Genomic DNA, 19,867 nt, shown 5'->3' with positions numbered 1-19,867 from the left:
TGAAGCCGGTTATTCCTGATTACGGCTGGATCATATTCGGGGTCATGGTCACAAACGCGTAACGTGAGTTTCAATTCCATTAAGTGCTAAGCACTTAATACTTACAGGGCTAAGGATAGCCTAAGCCCTTTCATTCAGTTTCAGTCGGAGAAAATGTAACCTGTGCCTTAGAAGCTCTGCCTGTTGTCATCATCCGCTGCCACAACGACAGGACTGGAATGTAATACGGGCGCTGTCTGTACCACGCCAGAGCGCTCAATGTTTCGTCAAGGCGCTCAATGCTTCCCCTTCCCTGGCTAAAGTAGGAGCCAGAGTAAAGGCATTTACCAGATGGTGCAGCGACGCAGACTGCTCCATCAGCGAACGTGACGCTGCCGAAGCCTCTTCAACCAGTGCTGCGTTCTGCTGTGTTACGTCATCCATCTGATTCACGGCCAGATAGATCTGATCGATCCCCTGTGACTGCTCACTGGCGGCAACGGATATCTCATCGACGAGGTCGGTGACCTGCCGCACGGCATCATTCATGCGGGACATATTCTCCCTTACACCCTCAGCCTGCGTCGCTCCGACTTCAACAAATCCCATTGATGATTCAATCAGCTCCTTAATTTCGCGAGCGGAAGAGGATGAGCGCTGCGCAAGGTCGCGGACCTCTTCAGCCACTACAGCAAAACCACGGCCCTGCTCTCCGGCGAGGGCGGCCTCTACGGCGGCATTCAGGGCCAGAATATTAGTCTGAAACGCAATCCCCTCAATAAGCGCAATGATATCCGTGATTTTTGCAGAGCTGTCCCTGATGTCACCCATGGTACTCAGCAGCGTGCGCACTTGCCCGGCGCTGTCTTCTGAAATATCCCTGGCATTTTTCGCCAACTGGCTGGCAAGGCGTGTATTTTCTGCGGTCTGACGAACAGTCTCGCTTAGCTCAGACATGCTTGCAGCTGTCTGCTCTAGTGAGGCGGCTTGCTGCTCCGTGCGGGATGAGAGATCCTCGTTACCGGCTGATATCTGCGCAGAGGCAGAACTGACCGACTGTGCAGAAGCCTCCACTTTTGACAATGAAGCTGATACATTTTCAATCAGATAATTAAACGCTTTTGCGGTCAAGCCGATTTCATCCGGGCGCAACTCGTCTACCCTAAGAGTTAGGTCGAGTCGCGCGCTGGCAGTTTCCATGGCCTGACGCATGCCGTTAAGCTGATGCCGTATAGCGAAAACAGTTTTCAGCGCAAAAAATGCAAGAATGGAAATGGCCAGCGCGGAGCCGCTCAGCAAGCTCCAGACTGTCATCTGATAAATCCGGTCGTTTTCTTTGCGCAGAGCGTTACCGATGTCCACGTTCAGTTTCAGTTGTTTCTGGTAGCCCGCAATTAGCTGGCGGGCCGCTTCGCCAATGCCTTCATTGCCCTGAAGCGCTCTCAGTGCAACGGAGTCATTGTGCGCGCGTGAACTGGCAAGAAAAACCGAAAGCGTGGATTCAATGCGTTTAACGATGGAGAAGGCCGCTTCCGTCATTTGACGATCCTCCTCGCTCGATATGTCGTTATTCAGGTAATACTGGTTTAGTGACTTGATATTACTGATAACACCATCAATTTGCTTCTCGACCTCGGCCTGACGCTGGGGGGTTGTGGCACTCTGGTGACGATAAAGCCAAATAATGAGGGAATTACTGTCGTCAACCATTTTCCCGAGGTCCAGAAATGAAGCAATGGTATTCTGCTGCACATACTGAAAGCGGGACTGAAATCCGCCGGTCACTATGATGGCCACGATAACCATCGCGACCAGCGCAGCGGAAAGAAGTGAAAAGGTGAGCAACAATCTCTGTGTAATAGTCATTTGAATTCCTTGCCATTGTAAGTGGCTAATATTGTATGGAATATGAAAATAATAAAAAATTTCAACATATATATATCGGCAGAAAAACAGGAAAAGTTATTAAAATATTGTGTCGGGTGCCGACAGATTCGCTTATCTGCCCGACACAACTGGCCGTCTCGTTCGTTAAAGCAGGCAGAGTCTGCTCATAGATCAGTGTGCTGGTTGACCATTAATCTGAATCCGCCGGCCTGATTAAACCCGCATTGTACTATGTCCTAAATAGCTGATCCTGATACTGCTACACTTTTGCTAAACCATGCCCGCCGCCAGAAAACGGACTGGCTGTTGTCATAAAATGATGAACCTTTTTCAGCAGTTGCCACATCGAGCGGCACTGATCGTTTCGGATTATGGTCTCATGCAGCGCCAGCCAGAGCCGTTCAATATGGTTTACCCACGGAGAATATACCGGCTGATATACCACGATGAACTTCGGGCTGGCTTTCAGCCAGCGCTGCGTTTCATGGCTTTTATGGTAAGCGCACGACCTCTGACGTCTGCCATCGCCAGCGCTGAGCCGGTAAATTAGATGCCCATCTGATACAGACGGACATCTACGTTATGGAACCAGAGACTCGGACCTGGCGGACCAAGCCCGCCGCGTTTATTCGAACGACTTCAAACTTCGCATTGTTGAACTGGCGACGCAGCCGGACGCCAACGTTGCGGATATTGCCCGGGCGCACAGGGTCAACGACAATGTTATCTTTAAATGGCTCCGTCTCTGGCAAAAAGAGGGACGGGTCTCCCGCCGCCTTTCGGCATGCATCCCACCGGTGTCACAGCCTGCTGCACTGCCGGCCGGGATAGTGGACGATCCTGCCGGGCAGGCACAGAACAACCCGGGTGCGGCGACAATCTGCTCGCTGACGCTTCGCTACGGCAGCATCATGCTGGAAAATCCCGATCAGGAGATGCTACTCCGGATCGTCCGGGAACCCGCTGGCAGGAGCACAACATCATCCGCAGCGCCTTAAGGTTATCGAAACGGTGCGCCCGAAGCGGGCCCGCTGCCGGTGTGACCACATCGTGCAGGCCCGCCTGCCGGCAAAACCCATTGCCCGTGGGTATGCCGCGCCGCGCCTGCTGGCGCGCGTCATCATGGCAAAGTTCTGCGGGCACCTGCCGCTGTACCGGCAGTCTGAAATCTACGCGCGGCAGGGCGTGGAACTGAGTCGTAACACGCTGTGCGGCTGGGTGGACGAGGTGGGGCATACCCTGCGCCCGCTGTACGAGGCCCTGTACAGCTATGTGCTGATGGACAGTAAAGTGCACGGCGATGACACGCCGGTGAACGTGCCGGCGACGGGAGGCGGTAAAACGCGCACCGGCAGGCTGTGGGTATACCTCCGCGATGACAGGTGTGCCGGCCATCGCTGCCGGCGGCAATGTGATTCACGTACACGCCGGACCACAAAGGGTTCCATCCGCAGCGCCATCTGGGCGGGTACAGCGGGGTTCTGCAGGCGGATGCGCGGTTATGACGCGTTGTATGAGGACGGACGCATCACGGAGGCGGCCTGTATGGCGCACGCAAGACGTAAAATCCACGATGTACACGCCCGTACGCCTGCGGCTGTCACCACCGAAGCACTGAAGCGCATTGGTGAGCTATAGTCATCGGGGCGGAGATACGCGGCAGCCCGGCAGATGAGCGCCTGTCGGTGAGGAAAGCCAGAACGGTCCCGCTGATGCAGTCGCTGTACGACTGGGTACAGGCGCAGATGAAGGTGCTGTCGCGCCACTCAGACACGGCAAAGGCGTTCACTTATCTGCTGAACCACCGGGATGCGCTGAACGTCTTCTGCCGTAACGGCCGGGTGGAAACCGACAATAATCTGTGTGAAAGCGCTCTTCGTGTTGTGGCACTGGGTCGCCGTAACTGGCTGTGTGTGTCACGAAGGAGTCGTCATGACGACAAGATGCAAACGGCGGCATGACACTCCATGTCCCAATATGGATGGAGGTAGGCCCTCCGGTCAGGGCGTGCAGGCGTACTGATCAAACGACCCGATGCTGCGAACATGTTCAGCATGTTGGTGGTGAGCGATTCGGGAAAAAGCAGAGTAACTACTGTCACGTAAGGCTCAGGTAGTTGAACGAAAGTGAACTGACTGATGAAGCGACGAAATCCCACTGGTGTCAAAACGGGCTTGTATAGCCGGCACCGAGAAGTGCAGAGGACACCTGTCTACCGACTGCACGGCACCCGTTGTTAAGGCAGCAAAAACCTGAGCCAGGCCATTTTGGGGAACGTGAGAACCTATCCTCGGCACGTACGTGGGGATAGGGACGGACTCACCCGTAGTAGTGATGAAAGACCTGTAATGGGGCTGGAGCGAAGGGGTGGGGATCACTTTCGTTGTGCGGGACACAACTCAAACGAGGATGACGTTTTAGTGCAACGAAAAGCATTCGAGATACCGAAGTCGCTGGAGTGGATGGCGTACAGGATGTACGCCGCAATCGTGGCGTGCCGGACTGTGATGGACAGACGCTCACGGACTTTGTCGGCAGCGCGATCATAACCTCTACCGCATCTGGAACCGGTTGTGCTCAGGGTCGTATTTTCCACCACCTGTACGGGAAAAGCGCATTCCGAAAGACAATGGCAAGGAGCGCATCCTTGGCATCCCAACGGTCTCTGATCGGGTAGCCCAGGGTGCAGTGAAAAGATATGTGGGGGCTGTGATCGATCCGATTTTCCATCCTGACTCGTATGGTTACAGGCCCGGAAGATCGGCCCACGATGCTTTGCGTCAATGTTCCATTCGGTGCTGTCGTAAGAACTGGGTACTGGAAGTGGATATCAGCGCGTTCTTCGACCACGTTAGGCACGACCTGATCATCAAGGCTCTGGAGCATCACCAGATGCCGAAATGGGTGATCCTGTACTGTCTGGCTGCAAGCGCCGATGCAGAGTGAGATGGGGTTGCTTCAGGAACGGGGACGAGGGACACCTCAAGGTGGATTATTGTCAGCTGACCATAAGCTGCCTTATGAGCAGTTCTGGATTATGCATAGTACTTGCCTGTGGGTGACGATTTTGCAGGGGTATGCATAAAATCGCTGCACATAATCACCGATGATGCTGATTACCCGGCCCGGCATGAGGTGGGGCCTGTGATCGGAGATAGCGGTGATGGTAACTTTATCTGCATTAATTTCTGGCCTGGATCGCGAGTTGCTGCATCTGGGATATAAAGAGTCGACGATGATCTGGTATCGCCAGTGCTGGCGTCGTCTGGCGGGGTATTTTTCGGATCGGGGCGTTGAGGCGTTCAGCCTGATCGCAATGGCGTGGGTCGACACTGCCTGTGATTTTTTCGCGAAGGAACAGACCGGCACGCTCAAACAGACTGACGTCTACCTGTTTTGGGTCGCCCAGATGCTGGGAGACTTTGTGGTTCACGGCGCTGTGTTGCATCGCTATGATCGCCGGGCCGATAAGCTCACAGCCGATCAGGTCAGGCTGATCGGTACATTCCAGGCCGGGTTACGTGCCGAGGGTTGTGCAGTTGCGACAGTGCGCACGTACGGGACGCTGGCCGGAGAGTTTCTTTCTTTTGTGGACACGCGCGCCCGACTTGCTGACTGCGATGCCAGAACAATCGAGGCATTTGTCGCCACTTTGTCCGGATATCAGGCAAAGACGGTTGAACAAAAGCTGTGCGCGGTCCGCGCTTTTCTCAGATATGCAGGTCGCCAGGGGCAGGTCAATGCCGACGTGTTGAAGGCAGTCCCGCCGGTGAAGCCCAGCAAGCACGCCCGAGTTCCATCGGTGTGGGATGCCGCCGATGTAGCCAGAATTCTGGATGCCATCGACCGGGGCAATCCTTGCGGCAAAAGAGATTACGCGATCATTACATTGGTCACGCGGCTCGGTCTGCGTAGCATCGACGTCAAGCGTCTGGAACTGGATGACCTCGACTGACCGGGCAATCGGCTCTGGGTGAGACAAACCAAGACCGGGCACCGCATACAACTGCCGCTATTGAAAGACGTTGGCTGGGCGATAATCGACTGTGTCCGTCATGGGCGACCGTCCACCGATTGTCGGCATGCATTCGCTGCGGCATACGCTGGCGACCCGATTGATGGAAGGGGGAACGCCGATTGAAGAGATCGCCGACATTCCTGAACATCAATCGGTAAGCACGACGGGCGTGTATTTGAAGACGTCACTGGGGCTGCTGCGTCAGTGCGCACTCAACCCTGACACCACATCCGGGGAGGTTTTGTTATGAGCACGCCTCTGACATTGATCGATGCCATCAAGACGATGGTCGCCCAGAAGCGCACGGTCGGTTATAAATACGAAGCTGAGGAGGCGGTCCTCTACCGGTTTGTTGCGTTCACACGCAGCCAGTTTCCGGACTGGAGACCATCACCGAGGTTTTTGCCAATGCCTGGATCGAGGCGGCTCAAAAGCGAGCAGTCACGCCGGCAACCCTGCAGGGGCTGACTTCGCCGGTGAGGCATTTGGCCCGGTGGCTGATACTCCACGACGTTGCAGCCTATGTGCTACCGACAGGCGTGTTGCGTCGGCCTGTGGCCTACATCCGCACATTTATTCCGACGCAGAACTGGCCGCCTTCTTCGCCCGGACGGATCGCTGCCATTACTGCAGCGGCGTGCCCCTGCGGCACCTGGTAATGCCGGTCCTGTTCAGGACTATCTATGCCTGCGGTCTGCGCTGCCCGGAAGCCCGCCCGTTGCGCGTCGAGGATGTTGATCCGGTGACAGGGGTCTTGCTGATCCGCGACGCCAGGGCGGCAAAGAGCGTCAGATCCCCGTGTCCGAACCACTACGTGTTAGCTTGGCGCACTATCATGCCCAGTTCGGCTAGTGGTTCTTCCCTGGCAGACGCGGTCATCCCCTGAGACTATTGAACGTTTACAATAATTTCCGCCGGTTTCTATGGCAGGCACGCATCAGTCACGGTGGTCGCGGCCACGGACCGCGCGTCCACGATTTTAGACATTCATTTGCGGTCCACAACCTGCAGAAGTGGTTCGCTGCCGGCAAGGATGTTGGCGCGATGCTGCCGGTCCTGCAGACCTATATGGGGCATGACTCCATCGCAGATACCGCCTACTACCTGAGGCTGACCGCCGAGTCATATCCGCACATTGTCTCTCGACTGGATGAGATGATCGGTCACGTTGTCCCCTCCCTGAAGGGAGGCCTGCCCCATGGCAACTGATTTTGCTCAGCGATTGCAGCGGTTCCTTACAAACCATCCGGCAGGGCTGCGTGGTGCTTCGCCCAACACAGTCGCCTCCTATCGCGACACGTTCAAGCTTCTGATCATCTATTTGCGCGACCAGAAAGCGATACCGACTGTGAAGCTCACCCTCAACCGTATCGATGTCGAGATGATTACAGGGTTCCTGAACTGGCTTGAGAGCAGCCGCCAGAACAGTGTCTCGACACGGAACCAGCGCCTGGCGGCGATTAGCTCGTTCTACACCTGGATGCAATCGCAGGAGCCCGCACTGATGGCGCGTTGCCAGGACATCATGGCAATCCCGGTAAAAAAGGGGGCTCGAGCCTGCGTGCACCATCTGACAATTGAGCAGACGCGATGCGACAATGCTGGCCACTCTTTACGACACCGGTGCCAGAGTCCAGGAGCTGGTTGACCTGATCGTTGCGGACGTCCGTCTGCAAAAGCCTGCGGTCATCACGTTGACGGGCAAAGATCGCAAGACTCGTCATGTCCCCCCTGGCGCCAACACAGCGGCGCTCCTGGCCAACTACCTGACCGAGTTTCGCCTCGATATGCCTGGTCGCGATAGCTATCCTGTATTCTTCAACCAGCAACACGCGAAGCTCAGTCGTGGCGGAGTTGCCTGGATCATCGACAAGTACCGAGCACTCACGGACACACTTGAACTTTCCCGAGCCAGAATAAGCCCTCATATTCTGAGGCACAGCAAGGCAATGCATCTTTATGAGGCTGGTATCCTGCTGCCCTATATCCGGGATATTCTGGGTCATGTTGATCTGTCGACCACAGAGATCTACGCACGTGCTTCCACCGAAGCCAAACGTAAGGCTCCGGAGGCCGCATATGTCAACGTCGTCTCCAACGACATGCCGGAGTGGAGTCAGGACGCGGGACTGCTCGCCTGGCTAACCTCTTTGTAATCATCATTATGCACAGTGATTGCGTACGGGATCCCGCAAATCCGCCATTACAGGCGAGCTCTGTGCATAATTCAGCACTGTTCATAAGGGGGTGTGTCTCGCCCTTGTTAGCCAACTTGTTCCTGCATTACGCCTCTGATCGTTGGATGGACAGGACGCATCGCGGCGTGTCGTTTGAACGGTATGCCGACGATATTGTTATTCACTGCACAAGGATGAGCGAGGCTGTTCGAATCAGGGAGAGCCTGACACGACGGATGAGTGAAGTGGGTCTGACCATCAACGAAGAAAAGTCGAAGATTGTCTACATCGATACATTCGGGCGGCACAATGTCGCGACGAGCTTCACCTTTCTTGGATATGACTTCAAGGTGCGAACCCTGAGGGGCTCCCGGGGCGAACTCTTTCGTAAGTGCATGTCGGGAGCGTCGATGAAGGCGATGCGCAGGATGGTAGACACGATCAAACACTGGCGCATCCATCGATCCACTACGGATGACCTGAGGGGTTTTTCTCGCAGGTACAACGCTGTGATTCGAGGATGGATCGAATACTACGGTAAATTCTGGTACAGAAACTTCAGCTATCGATTGTGGAGCGCGTTGCAATCGCGCCTGCTCAAATGGATGAAGAGCAAGTACCGAATCTCTATACGTCAAGCGGAGCATCGCTTCGTCTTGTTCGAAGAGAGAATCCGGAGCTGTTCGCGCATTGGTATTTACTACGTGCATCGAATGTGTGATCAAGAGCCGTATGACGGGAGGCTGTCATGTAAGGTTCTGTGAGCAGCCGGGGGGGTGAAATTCCCTTCGGCTGACTCGACTCTTAGGTGCAGATGGTGGTGGTGAGGCCGCGGCGGTCATGTACAGCCTTATAGGAAGCTGCAAACTGAACAAGGTCGAGCCGGAAACCTGGTTGCGTTACGTCATTGATCATATCCAAGAATGGCCGGTAAACAGGATCCATGACTACTGCCGTGGAATGTAGCGCTGCCTGTAAACTAAACCTTACTCTGCGTCCCACGCCGTGCGCTTACCATCATTAATCAAAAATCAGTGTTGCAAAAATGGTGGGACCATAGATTTCTACGCTCAAAGGCCGTGCTGTTCGGGTTAACCAAACAGTGTCATGATATAAAAACCGGCCGCTGTCATGGCCAGCGAGCCCAGTACGTGTATCAGCACCGAGGCGGCTGCCCAGGCATAGTTGCCGGACTGCAACAGGGCAAAAACATCAGCAGAGAAAGTGGAAAAGGTCGTCATACCTCCACACAATCCAGTGGTAATGAGCAGTCGCCAGGTCGGATCGGGGCCGGGGTGGTGCAGAAAATACGCCAGCGTCGCTCCGATGATAAATCCACCCATCAGATTGACCAGCAGCGTCCCGGGCGGCAGGTCCGGAAAAATCGCGTTCAGATGCTCACTCAGTTGCCAGCGGATAACACATCCCAGCGCACCGCCGGTGATGACGGCAAAAAGCTGATTCACATTCTCTCCTTTTATTTTTTCATCTTCAGAACATAACGGGACATGACTTGTACAGGTACACTGGACGGAAAGTGCTGTTGTGCAGAAAGGCCGTCAAGGTATAGGTCGATACTTCAGAGAACCTCCGGGCACCACAACTGCCAGTACGGTATGACGCGACGCAGCGTCATTTCAAGACTGCGGATCCAAACGCAGCAGTACCGGCGCCTCCACGTCCGCGGGAGGAATACTGGTGAAGCTTTTGCGCCAGTACCGGACGGTCTCCGCGCCCATCAGCCGGGCAGCCGCATTCTTGTTCACCCCCTGCAGCGCAGTTGCGGTCAAGACGGTCAAGCACCCGCCAGACCGTGTGAACACAGCGCGCATAATCGAGGTGAAGACTCTGCCCGCAGCGTGTCTCCGGCCCTGTCGGCGGCACGTCTGTCCATCCGGTGAACAGTTTTCCCGGTTCCACTGGCTTTCACCATGGCGCAGAAGAACCAGCGTTGAAGATGTCATATGCAGTGCTCCTGTGCCGGACGCGGGCCGTCCGGTGAATGTGTTACGTGCGGCGCACAAACGCGTGAAGGCCCGCGTAGCGTGCATCGTCACCCAGCGCCTGCTCGATGCGCATCAGCTGGTTGTACTTTTCCACGCGTTCGCCGCGGCACGACGCACCGGTTTTCAGGTGCCCCGCGCGCAGGGCCACGGTCAGGTCGGCAAGGAACGTGTCCGTCGTTTCACCGCTGCGGTGTGAAATAAACGCGCCCCAGCCGTGCCGCTGACAGAGCGCCACGGCGTCCAGCGTTTCGCTGAGCGAGCCAATCTGATTGAGCTTAATTAGCGCAGCGCTGGCAATGTTTTCGTCAATGCCGCGCTGAATGTATTTCACATTGGTGACAAACAGGTCATCGCCAACCAACTCGGCCCGTCCCGCAAGCTGCTGGTGCAGATGCTTCCAGCCCGTCCAGTCGTCCTCGGACAAGCCGTCTTCCAGCAGGATGACGGGAAACTGGTCCATCACGTAGTACGCCGTCATTTCCGCCGCGCTCAGCGCGCTGCCCTCGGTGCGCAGATGATACTTACCGTCAGCGAAAAACTCACTTGATGCGGGGTCCATGCAGATGCTGATGTCTTCTCCGGGCTGGTATCCTGCCTTCTCAATAGCTTGTACGATAAATGCCAGCGGGTCGCGGTTCGATGACACGGCAGGCGCAAAGCCGCCTTCGTCGCCGACCGCCGCTGAGAGGTTTTTGTCGATCAGGATCTGGCGTAGCGCCTAGTAGACCTCGCTGCCCTGACGTACGGCCTCGCGCAGCGTGGGTGCGCCGTGTGGCGCTATCATGAACTCCTGAAAGTCCGCGCCCTGACCGCGGGCGTGCACGCCGCCGTTGATAATGTTCATGCACGGCACGGGCAGCAGGTTGGCCTGCAGGCCCCCCAGGTAGCGCCAGAGCGGTTCGTGCGAGGCCTGTGCCGCCAGCCGGGCCACCGCCAGCGATACGCCCAGAATGGCATTGGCACCCAGGCGACTCTTGTTCTCCGTACCGTCCAGCGCCAGCATGATGTTGTCCAGCTGCCGCTGCTCGCGCACGTCCCTGCCACGCACGGCCCCGCAGATTTCCGTATTTACCGCCCTGACGGCATCCAGTACGCCTTTGCCGCCAAAGCGGCGGTCATCGCCGTCGCGGCGCTCAGCGGCCTCGCGCGATCCGGTGCTGGCCCCGGAAGGCACCGAGGCACGCGCCATCATCCCGTCCGTGGTTCGGGCTTCAACTTCAACGGTGGGGTTGCCGCGCGAGTCAAGAATTTCACGGGCGGCCACGTTATCCAGTGTAAAGCGCATAGAGTTTCTCCCGGTCAGTCAGCCAGATGAGTGATAAGCACATCCACCGTGAGGTGGTTAATGTATTCCGCCGAGCGGGAGGTCAGCATTCCCATGAAGCGGTTGCGGTGTCCGGCAAGTACGAGGTCCACGCCCAGCTCCCCGATACACCTCTCCACGTCCTCAAAGCGGTGCATAGTCACCAGCTCCCGCGTATCGACCGTCTCAGGCACGGAAGCAGCCAGCCAGCTCAGAAACGCCTTGGCCTTAACCACCTCCTCCGACACGCCGTCGTCCATCAGGCTGTCGGACACGTAGTTCATCTCCCGGTAGTCGTCGCTGATGTGGGCCAGGGTGATTTTCATGCCGAGCGGCTGCGCCAGCGCGACCGCCCGTTTCAGCAGGAGGGTGCCGTCGTCTTTATCGTTCACAAGTATCAGTGCGTGGGTGTAACAGGTCATAATGAACTCCCGTTCTGGTTAAGGCGGGACTCAAACCAGGGCAGAAGCTGTTTTTTGCGGCTGAGCATGCCCGGTACGGAGCAGGAGGCCGCGTTAACGCTCTCCCGCCCGGCGAAGTAAAGCGAGGTAAAACCTGCGCGGATGTCGGTCAGCATCAGTACCGCCAGGCCGGCACCGGACTGGTCTGCCAGAGACGTCAGTGCAGCGAGCAGGTCATCCATCACGGGAGCAACCTGTGACGGGGAGCTGACCTCAATCTGGGCGATGAGCACGTCGGTGCCAGCAATCACTAAAGCTTTGAGGTCCCTGTCCAGCAGCCGCTGTGCGCTGAGGCCGCTGACGTCAGTTTTTGCGGTAAGGAGGTCACGGGCAAAGGTTTTGCGGTTCACGCCGGACAGAACGACTAGTTCGGTAACCGAGCGGATATCGTCTTCGGTCGTGGTGGGCGACCGTAAATTAACAGTATCGCTCAGGAGTGCGCCCAGCAGCAGGATGGCGAGCGTCGGGGGCAGGGTGCCGCGCATTTCAGCATCCATCAGCAGCCAGAGTAGCGTAGCGCTACTGCCAATGGGGCGTATGTGTGCCTCCGGTGGCAGTTGCGTCACCAGCCCGCCCAGCCCGTGGTGATCAATAATGCCCACGATGTTGCTCCGATGCAGGTCGTCAGAACCCTGTGCCGGTCCGGTGAAATCAACCAGCCAGACCCTTTCATCATGAAGCGGAAATGAGAGCAGCGGCGGCGGCGTGAGTCCGGCGGCGTCAAAGATAAAGCGGGTTTCGCAGTTAGATTCTCCAAGACGCCATGCGCGGGCGTTAATGCCGCGCTCAGTGAGCCAGTACGCAGTAACAACAGCAGTACAGACAGCATCGCTGTCAGGATTAATGTGGCCAAAAATGTGTATCACAGGTCTCTCCCCAAAAAGGGAAGCACGCAGGCTAGGAAGAAATCAGGGACGGCCTGACGCGCCTCCTGAAAATCAAGAGTCACATCAGACGTCATCAGCTCCGTAGCATAACGAAGCGGTTGGGAAGGGTGGAACGCCATCACCCTGTAGTCTGAGTATAGAGCCGGACAGAAAACCTGTCAGCATTAATTTTAAAGTGTCCTCAGCCCGCCTGTGTAGCTCTGGCCTCCCGGAGCGTATTATGCGCATGGGCGGTAAAGTAAGAATGGATCCTGTATGGTAACGGTAGCGTCACCATGCTGAGCACAGGCCTCATTTGAATAGCGAAATGATTACCATGCTAACCTACTGGAATAGTCTTCACCAGCAACGTACTGATCTGAAGCTTCCGTGACAATATAGCCCTTTGAAAAACGATTAGGCCACTCCTCATTATCTGCAAGCGTCATGCGAATGGAGCATTATATTGGCTAGCATGGGTTAACATACCGGATCATAAAGCTTCATAACCTGCGGTTGGCAAAATTGGGTCATGAGAAAACACCGCAACTATACCGGTAATGTGATCGCGATGAAACTGAATATTCATGTTTCCTGCTCTTACCATAATAACACGACCCGCCTATGACAGGCAGATGTCATCTCAGTGTATGAACCGCCCCGGGAATCCTGGAGGCTAGACTGTGCCCTTAATTGCATAACCTCTTGTAAAAGAGCCGAATGCATCCCAGTTTCACCATCGACAGATAATTCCTCGCCGTTTTGCCGTAACGAGTAGCAATGCGACGGTATTCTTTCAGGCGGCCAAAATACCGCTCAACAACGTTGCGATTTCGGTAGGCATCAAGGTCGAGTTGTGAACGCCCATCCGATGCCATTTTTTCATTAGATTTTCGGGGGATAACCACTTTTATTCATTTTTCGCTTCAGCTCATTGCGGGGTGCATGCCCCGAGCAAGCCTTATCAGCCAGCACCGCATGATCACGACGTTTCATGCTGCCGTTCTGACGTTGAACACCAATACCATCCAGCCAGGCATAATGCGAACTGGCTTTCGTGAACTTGTCCGGGACTTAGTACAGTGGTTAACGGCAGATCGCCTGCGTCTGTCGCCGAATGGATTTTGGTGCCAGAGCCACAGCGATAGCGACACAGCCCATTATTTGCGGTGATATTGGGATGTTTTTTTTGAGCGCCGGCAGCATATTCAGCGCACGGATACTGCTGCCATCCAGCGCCGTGGCAAACCAGTCAACAAGACCGTTTGCATCAGGTAACGAAAGTAACCTGTTGAAAATAATGTTAATAACACCGATTTAGACCACATGTTGAAGCAATTATAAACCGTTTTCCACGAACCATATCGCTCAGGTAAATCGCGCCATGGTGCGCCAGAACATATCGTTGATGATTTTACGATGCTCAGCCCATGGGCGTCCGGCATGTAGGGATGTGGGTTCAGCAAGCAGCAAGGGCTGGATGATGCTCCATGCTTCATCGGGAAGATCGTATTGGGCCATAGTTCAATGTGCTGTGGGAACAAGTAGTTACTATAACTCAGGATATTAAGGGACACATCCTGGTTTTTTGGCAACTATGTAGACTGGTCCCCTGAACCTCCTGACAGCTGATATCACTTAAATAAGTGATAGTCTTGATACCAGTTTTAGACTGTAGATTAGCCCCATAGATCACCAGACACTTCGCCTCTCTTAAAATAAGAGGTAGTCTTGGAACTATGTTTAACACCAGTCAGAATAATAAGATGGTTGAAGTGTTATCAGGATCTGAGCGGCGTCGGCGTCGTACACCGCAGGAAAAAATTGCCATTATTCAGCAGACTATGGAACCCGGTATGACCGTCCCGGTTGTTGCCCGCCAGCATGGGGTGGCAGCCAGCCAGTTACTCCTCTGGCGCAGGCAGTATCGGCAACTGTCTTGAAGGTAAAAATTATAGAGCAACGTGATGGTACGACTCATCCTATTCTTCGTTCTTTCTGAGCATTGCGTTCAGGATGGTAAGCAGCTTACGCATACAGGCTACCAGCGCCACTTTTTTTGCCTTTCCAGCTGCAGGCAGGCGTACATAAAACGTTTTTATCACCGGATTAAAACGGGTTGCCACAAGCGCAGCCATGTACAGTTCAGATATTATGCCAGCCCTGCTGCCAAAAATGGTTCGTCGACCACGCATAGTCCCTGAGTCCCGATTGACAGGAGCAACACCTGTAAGCGCACTGATTTCGCGTCGGGAGAGCGTTCCCGGTTCTGGAATCTTCGCCAACAATGCGGAAACGGTCATGGTGCCCACACCTTTGATACTCTCAGGCGCTCAGCAAACTCTTTAAAGTGGTTCCGGATGTGACTGTTCATGTCTCTTTCGAGCCTGGCAAGCTCATCTTCCAGCACTTTAAGATGGTATTAATGCTTTTCTTGTTCTGCGGATGGGATGAATGCAGTCGGTTACGCTCAGCCACCAACATCGCAATCAGCTGGCGTCTGCGAACCACCATTGCAGCAAGGACCTGACGTTCAGCGTAAGCGTCAAGCTACTGTCGCCTGTGTTCCAGTCCCGGGATCGCTAGCTTAGAGCTCCGTCTAATTTAGAAGGAGTTCTGTTCATGGAAAATGCTGCCAACTGGCGAACTGAATCGCGTACCGTCTATTCCAATGACTTCAAACTTCGGATGGTCGAACTGGCTTCACGACCAGATGCCAACGTCGCACAACTGGCTCGGGAACATGGCGTTGATAATAATCTCATTTTTAAGTGGCTACGCCTCTGGCAGAGGGAGGGGCGAATCTCTCGTCGAATGCCTGCAACTATCGAGGGGCCGGTGGTGCCTCAATCTCTTCCGGCTTCTCCGACTCTGTTGTCCGTCGACGTTATCAACGACCCGCTGCCCGCAGCAGGGAATGACACTCTGTGTACGTTCTCCTCCGCTCACGTCAGCGCCACTTCATGTCATGTTGAGTTCCGTCACGGCAAAATGACGCTGGAAAACCCGTCGTCAGAGTTGCTGACTGTGCTGATCCGCGAATTGACCGGGAGGACACAATGATATCCCTCCCGTCAGGCACCCGCATCTGGCTGGTTGCTGGCGTCACGGATATGCGTAAATCGTTCAATGGTCTGGGCGAGCTGGTACAGCATGTACTTGATGAAAATCCGTTCTCCGGCCACCTGTTTATCTTCCGTGGCCGCAAAGGCGATACCGTAAAGATACTCTGGGCTGATGCTGACGGCCTGTGCCTGTTCACCAAACGGCTGGAAGAAGGCCGGTTCATCTGGCCTGCTGTACGCGATGGTAAAATCGCCATCACCCGCTCACAACTCGCCATGCTCCTTGATAAGCTGGACTGGCGCCAGCCAAAAACAATGCGCCTTAACTCACTGACAATGTTGTAAAAAGAACATGACCGCATTATAAATGGGGTCATGAGTCAGGACTGTCTCGCCCGTATCGCCGCGCTGGAAGACGCGCTTCGCCAGAAAGACAGCCAGCTCAGTCTCGTTGCAGAGACTGAGTCGTTCCTGCGTTCTGCACTGGCACGCGCAGAAGAGAAAATAGAGAACGAAGAGCGCGAGATAGAGCATCTGCGGGCACAGACAGAAAAACTGCGTCGAATGTTGTTCGGTACCCGCTCCGAAAAACTTCGCCGGCAGGTTGAAGAGGCCGAAGCCCTGCTTAAACAGCAGGAGCAGGAAAACGATCGCTACAACGGACGGGAAGACGATCCGCAGGTACCCCGCCAGTTGCGCCAGTCCCGCCACCGTCGGCCTCTCCCTGAACATCTTCCCCGCGAGATCCATCGTCTGGAGCCAGCGGAAACCTGCTGCCCGGACTGCGGCAGCGATATGGCATACCTCAGCGAAGTCAGCGCGGAACAGCTGGAACTGGTCTCCAGCGCCCTGAAAGTTTTTCCGCGATGTTCCCCACACTGCTGAGGTGGGGGCAACACAGCTGGAACTGATTGATACCGGTGTGGAGTAAACAGAAAAAACCGTCCTTGCGACGGGTTACTGGCATTGATTCGGCGAAATACCGAACTGCTTGCGAAACAAGCGTGAAAAATAGCTGATATCCGTAAAGCCGCAATGTGCTGAGACTTCTGAGACGGTCATCTGTGAAAATTGCAGGCAATATTTTGCCTGCAACAGTTTAAGCAGGGAAAGATATTGCTGGGGTGATATTCCGGTATATTCGGTAAAGCCCCGTTGCAGGGTACGGCGCGATATCGCAAACATCTGACATAATCCATCAATATTCAGCGGACTATCCCAGTGATTATTTAACCAGATGATTATCTGACTGATACGATCATCGCTGGAGCTGAAATCATGTGTTTTGTATCGCCATTCGCTGAGAATATGCAGCGCTTCGAGGAAAATCATCTCCTTATGACTTTCAGCGAGAAATTTATCCGTGTAGGCATTTTCATGATGCGCCAAAAGACGGCTAATGACATGCTTCATTATCCGCATATCGATTTGCCAGATATTTGTCTCTTCCGCTGAGGGGAGAAGATGGTCTATCCCTTTGATGATATTAAACTGGTCACGCCCCAGATACAGGAGGTTGACCTGGTTTAAATTATTCATATTTTCAAAGAGATGATAGTCCTGTCGGTTAAGGTAACACAGCGTCCCGGCGGTCAATAAATACGGTTTTTCATTGATAACATGTACCCCGCTCCCGCTCTCGACTAAAAAAAACTCACAATATTCATGGGTATGTTCACGATTGATACTTTTCTCCGGCTGCCAGAAATGAAATACCACCTTTTCCATAGGATGGTGGAAATGTGTATCCCTTGGAAGAACAAGCGTCATAACGAGTCCTCTTTAGTACCAAAATGCCGGGCCTGACAGTCAAGAATTACAGGTTATAATCTAGGGGGGGTGCCGCCATGATAAATTGATGCCCGTCACGGAAATGGAACATTATTTTATTTCATGATCTGGCGCTTCTTGTATAAGATTAATAACACTGCGTGGTGATGCCATTTTTACCCGCCGTTTGTTATAATAGTGCAAATGGTATTGATATATTTCACAGTCATATCGTGCAGGTCTTTCCCTCATTTCGCGCTTCGATAAAATCACTTCCCATTAGCAATACATGATAGCAACACACCCTGTGAAATTAATTCCGGGGCGATATCTGGTGTTGATCGTCGCATACCTGTCTCGTCCCGGGATGAATTTAAAATAGCCCATAATGTTATTCTGGAATAATAGACATGATAATCAGAAAGATCGTCCTGGCGGGTGTCGCATTCAGCATTTCATCTCCGTTGTTTGCCGCTGAAATATACAATAAAGACGGTAATCAGCTGCAACTCACGGGGCGGTGCATGCCCGACATTATTTTAGTGATGATACATCGTTGAACGGAGATAACACGTTTATTCGTTTTGGCTTTAAAGGGAAAACACGCATCAATGAATGGTTAGCGGTTACGGCCAATGGGAAGTGAACGTTCAGGCTAACCATACGGAATCAGGCAGCGATGCACAAACCGGGACCGCTACCCGTCTGGCTTACGCCGGGTTGAATGTCGACACATACGGTTCTCTGGATTATGGACGTAACTGGGGGATTGATTATGACGTGGCCTCCTATACGGACTATGCGCCTATTTTTAACAACCTGACCTTTAGTGCGGGCGATAATTTTATGACCGGCAGGGGAACGGGTTTGTTTACCTGGCGTAATCACGATATCTTTGGCCTGATTAATGGCCTTTATTTTGCTGTCCAATACCAGGGCGCTAACGACAGTTCCGAAGCAACGGGCAGTAGTCGTTCAGCGACAAAACAAAAAGGTGAAGGCTACGGGATGTCGCTGACCTGGCATGCCACGGATGCCATCAGTATTGTCGGCGCGGGTTCGTCATCACGGCGCACAGAGGCCCAGCAGGCGTTGCCGCAGGGTAAAGGTGAGTATGCGGACATGTGGTGAGGTGGCATCAAATACGCCGGTAAGCAGCTGTATCTGGCAACCATTTATGCTGAAACCCATAACCTGACGCCGATAAAATCACTGGGCTATGCCAATAAAACCCGTAACTGGGAAGCGGTTGCCGGATATCAATTTAATAACGGCATTAAACCGCAGGTTGGTTATTTCTGGTCCAGAGCGCTGGATGTAGAAGGCACCGGCAACATGGATTTAATCCGTTATATTGATTTGGCCATGATGTATTACTTCAATGACAATATGGTCACCTATGTCGACTATAAAATAAATATGCTCGACAGTAATACCCAATTTGGCATCACCGATAATGATGTTATTGGCTTTGGCTTGACCTATCACTTCTGATTACCCGCATGGAAAGGCGACAGGGAGCGTTGGATTTTTTACTGTGTTCTGTTTTGTGAGGAAGATGCGATGATCACGGCCGCAATCCTGATTGATAATGGCATTGAAGATGACGAAGCAGTTGGCATTTATAGCCTGCTACGAGACGCGAGGATTTGAGTTGTCTCATTTCCTGTTCCGAAACCACGGTAGTGGGCTGTGACCACCATTTTGGCAGCATAATTGAAGCCCCCCATCGATTAGCGACGTCTCAGACCAGCTCTTTATGCGCTATCCTCTGTGGTGGCAAAGGGACCGAGGAGAGGATTGCGAAAAAACCGCAGACGATTCACGTCATCCGCCAGTACGACGTGCCTCTGTGCTATTTCATCTTCCAGCGTACGTATTCTGGCGGTGGATCAGCTACTGCGAGGGCGGCGATTTAGCTGTTCGGTACTGTTCTGGTACGGCATTACGGACGGTGTTTATCAACCACAGGATCTGCTGACGGATGACAATCTGTTTGCCGCGCGCGGTCTTGGCGTGGTGGTGCAGTTTGCCCGACAAATTATCGATAAATTGCATGAGAAAAAGGCGTTTCCATACGCGTGATAAGGGGGAAGTAATGTTTGTTTTTACAAACAAAGCGAAGAGAAAAAGAGCAGGTGGCAAAGGGCGTCCCCGCTGGGTGCTGGTCCACAGAGGGAAGATGATGTCGGTGGAAATCGCGCTGCATCGCCATCCATATGAACAGCTCACCTACGTTCGTACGGGGCGGGGCGATGAAACCCATGAGGTCAGTCTGGAGACAGGCTCTATAAACAGCCAGACACCATTCACGGCCGCATCAGTCTAAATAGCT

Annotated in this window: 17 protein-coding genes, 11 pseudogenes and 1 riboswitch; of the genes and pseudogenes, 19 read left to right on the top strand and 9 right to left on the bottom strand. The window is 53.9% G+C overall.

The features are described 5' to 3' along the window. Positions 1 to 255: 255 nt before the first annotated feature. Together IAE50_RS20305 and IAE50_RS20300 are read right to left on the bottom strand one after the other, a co-directional pair. Positions 256 to 1,845, bottom strand: coding sequence for a methyl-accepting chemotaxis protein (locus IAE50_RS20305; protein ID WP_200581084.1), 1,590 nt, complete (start codon positions 1,843 to 1,845; stop codon positions 256 to 258). 280 nt (positions 1,846 to 2,125) lie between these two features. Further along, positions 2,126 to 2,362: pseudogene (locus IAE50_RS20300) on the bottom strand (transposase); the annotation flags it as partial. Between the two features lie 49 nt (positions 2,363 to 2,411). On the opposite strand from IAE50_RS20300, the pseudogene IAE50_RS26650 reads away from it, so the two are divergent. The 12 genes and pseudogenes from IAE50_RS26650 to IAE50_RS20250 form a co-directional block, all read left to right on the top strand. Continuing rightward, a pseudogene (locus IAE50_RS26650) lies at positions 2,412 to 2,576 on the top strand (transposase); the annotation flags it as partial. Between the two features lie 87 nt (positions 2,577 to 2,663). Continuing rightward, positions 2,664 to 2,864, top strand: coding sequence for a hypothetical protein (locus tag IAE50_RS26645; protein ID WP_309228097.1), 201 nt, complete (start codon positions 2,664 to 2,666; stop codon positions 2,862 to 2,864). A 52-nt stretch (positions 2,865 to 2,916) separates the two neighbouring features. Continuing rightward, positions 2,917 to 3,504, top strand: a complete 588-nt coding sequence (locus IAE50_RS26505) for a transposase (RefSeq protein WP_309228096.1) — start codon at positions 2,917 to 2,919, stop codon at positions 3,502 to 3,504. A 47-nt stretch (positions 3,505 to 3,551) separates the two neighbouring features. Next, positions 3,552 to 3,827 (top strand): transposase, encoded by a 276-nt coding sequence (locus IAE50_RS26500; protein ID WP_309228095.1) that lies wholly within the window; start codon positions 3,552 to 3,554, stop codon positions 3,825 to 3,827. A 459-nt stretch (positions 3,828 to 4,286) separates the two neighbouring features. Then, positions 4,287 to 4,867 (top strand): annotated as a pseudogene (locus IAE50_RS20285) (reverse transcriptase domain-containing protein); the annotation flags it as partial. A gap of 162 nt (positions 4,868 to 5,029) precedes the next feature. Further along, a complete protein-coding gene (locus IAE50_RS20280; RefSeq protein WP_234467253.1) occupies positions 5,030 to 5,821 on the top strand; it encodes a site-specific integrase in 792 nt (263 codons plus the stop codon). 100 nt (positions 5,822 to 5,921) lie between these two features. Further along, the gene (locus IAE50_RS20275; protein WP_200581082.1) at positions 5,922 to 6,134 is read left to right on the top strand and encodes a tyrosine-type recombinase/integrase; all 213 of its coding nucleotides are present in this window, start codon (positions 5,922 to 5,924) and stop codon (positions 6,132 to 6,134) included. A 614-nt stretch (positions 6,135 to 6,748) separates the two neighbouring features. Further along, a pseudogene (locus tag IAE50_RS20270) lies at positions 6,749 to 7,093 on the top strand (hypothetical protein); the annotation flags it as partial. Continuing rightward, positions 7,083 to 7,532: a site-specific integrase gene (locus IAE50_RS20265; protein WP_200581080.1), complete on the top strand. Its 450-nt coding sequence runs from the start codon at positions 7,083 to 7,085 to the stop codon at positions 7,530 to 7,532. The pseudogene IAE50_RS20270 and the gene IAE50_RS20265, both read left to right, overlap by 11 nt. After that, on the top strand, positions 7,483 to 8,040 hold the full coding sequence (locus IAE50_RS20260) for a tyrosine-type recombinase/integrase (RefSeq protein WP_200581079.1): 558 nt from the start codon (positions 7,483 to 7,485) through the stop codon (positions 8,038 to 8,040). The genes IAE50_RS20265 and IAE50_RS20260 overlap by 50 nt, the downstream gene beginning before the upstream one ends. Before the next feature lie 62 nt (positions 8,041 to 8,102). Next, positions 8,103 to 8,825, top strand: a complete 723-nt coding sequence (locus tag IAE50_RS20255; protein ID WP_309228094.1) for a reverse transcriptase domain-containing protein — start codon at positions 8,103 to 8,105, stop codon at positions 8,823 to 8,825. 43 nt (positions 8,826 to 8,868) lie between these two features. Then, a pseudogene (locus tag IAE50_RS20250) lies at positions 8,869 to 9,044 on the top strand (transposase domain-containing protein); the annotation flags it as partial. Positions 9,045 to 9,152: 108 nt separating this feature from the next. Here the strand turns inward: IAE50_RS20250 and crcB are convergent. The 5 genes and pseudogenes from crcB to IAE50_RS20225 all read right to left on the bottom strand — a co-directional run bounded on the left by crcB (position 9,153) and on the right by IAE50_RS20225 (position 14,218). Next, positions 9,153 to 9,527 carry a fluoride efflux transporter CrcB gene (gene crcB / locus IAE50_RS20245; RefSeq protein ID WP_200581078.1) on the bottom strand — a complete coding sequence of 125 codons (375 nt, stop codon included), beginning with the start codon at positions 9,525 to 9,527 and terminating at the stop codon, positions 9,153 to 9,155. Between the two features lie 541 nt (positions 9,528 to 10,068). After that, a pseudogene (gene eno, locus IAE50_RS20240) lies at positions 10,069 to 11,352 on the bottom strand (phosphopyruvate hydratase). 14 nt (positions 11,353 to 11,366) lie between these two features. Beyond that, positions 11,367 to 11,792, bottom strand: a complete 426-nt coding sequence (locus IAE50_RS20235; RefSeq protein ID WP_200581077.1) for a universal stress protein — start codon at positions 11,790 to 11,792, stop codon at positions 11,367 to 11,369. Further along, entirely contained in the window at positions 11,789 to 12,697 is a 909-nt protein-coding gene (locus IAE50_RS20230; protein WP_200581076.1) for a DHHA2 domain-containing protein, read from the bottom strand. Before IAE50_RS20230 ends, IAE50_RS20235 begins: the two co-directional genes overlap by 4 nt. A 78-nt stretch (positions 12,698 to 12,775) precedes the next feature. Continuing rightward, positions 12,776 to 12,850, bottom strand: a riboswitch (Fluoride riboswitch). Positions 12,851 to 13,386: 536 nt separating this feature from the next. Further along, a pseudogene (locus IAE50_RS20225) lies at positions 13,387 to 14,218 on the bottom strand (IS5 family transposase). A gap of 245 nt (positions 14,219 to 14,463) precedes the next feature. Between IAE50_RS20225 and IAE50_RS20220 the strand changes: the two are divergent. Further along, positions 14,464 to 14,631, top strand: a pseudogene (locus IAE50_RS20220) (transposase); the annotation flags it as partial. A 48-nt stretch (positions 14,632 to 14,679) separates the two neighbouring features. On the opposite strand, the pseudogene IAE50_RS20215 reads toward IAE50_RS20220, so the two are convergent. Continuing rightward, positions 14,680 to 15,229, bottom strand: a pseudogene (locus IAE50_RS20215) (transposase); the annotation flags it as partial. Between the two features lie 90 nt (positions 15,230 to 15,319). Here IAE50_RS20215 and IAE50_RS20210 point away from each other — a divergent pair. The 3 genes and pseudogenes from IAE50_RS20210 to IAE50_RS20200 all read left to right on the top strand — a co-directional run. Next, positions 15,320 to 15,760 carry a transposase gene (locus IAE50_RS20210; protein ID WP_200581075.1) on the top strand — a complete coding sequence of 147 codons (441 nt, stop codon included), beginning with the start codon at positions 15,320 to 15,322 and terminating at the stop codon, positions 15,758 to 15,760. After that, entirely contained in the window at positions 15,757 to 16,107 is a 351-nt protein-coding gene (gene tnpB, locus IAE50_RS20205; RefSeq protein ID WP_200581074.1) for an IS66 family insertion sequence element accessory protein TnpB, read from the top strand. Before IAE50_RS20210 ends, tnpB begins: the two co-directional genes overlap by 4 nt. 30 nt (positions 16,108 to 16,137) lie before the next feature. Then, positions 16,138 to 16,620 (top strand): annotated as a pseudogene (locus tag IAE50_RS20200) (IS66 family transposase); the annotation flags it as partial. A 99-nt stretch (positions 16,621 to 16,719) separates the two neighbouring features. On the opposite strand, the gene IAE50_RS20195 reads toward IAE50_RS20200, so the two are convergent. Beyond that, positions 16,720 to 17,532, bottom strand: a complete 813-nt coding sequence (locus IAE50_RS20195; protein WP_200581073.1) for a helix-turn-helix domain-containing protein — start codon at positions 17,530 to 17,532, stop codon at positions 16,720 to 16,722. 520 nt (positions 17,533 to 18,052) lie between these two features. Here IAE50_RS20195 and IAE50_RS20190 point away from each other — a divergent pair. The 3 genes and pseudogenes from IAE50_RS20190 (at position 18,053) to IAE50_RS20180 (ending at position 19,861) form a co-directional block, all read left to right on the top strand. Continuing rightward, a pseudogene (locus tag IAE50_RS20190) lies at positions 18,053 to 19,026 on the top strand (porin). Positions 19,027 to 19,419: 393 nt separating this feature from the next. Beyond that, positions 19,420 to 19,617 carry a hypothetical protein gene (locus tag IAE50_RS20185; protein ID WP_200581072.1) on the top strand — a complete coding sequence of 66 codons (198 nt, stop codon included), beginning with the start codon at positions 19,420 to 19,422 and terminating at the stop codon, positions 19,615 to 19,617. A 13-nt stretch (positions 19,618 to 19,630) separates the two neighbouring features. After that, positions 19,631 to 19,861: a hypothetical protein gene (locus IAE50_RS20180; RefSeq protein ID WP_200581071.1), complete on the top strand. Its 231-nt coding sequence runs from the start codon at positions 19,631 to 19,633 to the stop codon at positions 19,859 to 19,861. The last annotated feature ends 6 nt before the right edge of the window (positions 19,862 to 19,867 follow it).

Origin of the sequence: Kosakonia sp. S42, from assembly GCF_016624785.1 — a bacterium.
In the GTDB taxonomy this organism is placed as follows: domain Bacteria; phylum Pseudomonadota; class Gammaproteobacteria; order Enterobacterales; family Enterobacteriaceae; genus Kosakonia; species Kosakonia cowanii.
Note: the sequence above shows the minus strand (reverse complement) of the source record. Positions and strands in the feature narration are given on the sequence as shown.